A 399-nucleotide genomic window follows, 5' to 3' on the forward strand; every position below is an offset into this window, starting at 1 on the left:
CGGCCATACATTCGGTGACGATCACCGCGCCGGCAAGTTCGGGTGTGTCGACGATGATCAACGAGGCCAGCACCGCGCCGCCGACGATCCACAACGCGAGATGCAGAATCGACTGCCGAAGCGGCGCATGCAGTGCGGCCATCTGTTCTTGTCTGCTCGGCGGTCCACCACGGACCTGCCAGCGCATCACCGGCCGCAGCATCAACGCCGAGGCCACCACGCTCAGCAGGCCGCCGATGGCGAAGACCAGTGCCGGGATCAGCAGGCCGACCCGGCGCGGGCCGCCGAGCTCGCCTTCGGGCACCGGCAGCCCGTACTGGATGAACGCCCACACCAGCACAGCGCCGAACGCGTTGGCAAGCAGCATCGACGCCAAGTACAGCGGCCAGCGCGTATGCA

Annotated in this window: 1 pseudogene; it reads right to left on the reverse strand. The window is 67.7% G+C overall.

Features of this window, described 5'->3' with window-relative positions:
* Positions 1-399, reverse strand: a pseudogene (locus GV790_RS29085) (adenylate/guanylate cyclase domain-containing protein); the annotation flags it as partial.

The sequence above is a fragment of the Nocardia cyriacigeorgica genome, from assembly GCF_010858045.1.
Classification (GTDB): Bacteria; Actinomycetota; Actinomycetes; order Mycobacteriales; family Mycobacteriaceae; genus Nocardia; species Nocardia cyriacigeorgica_E.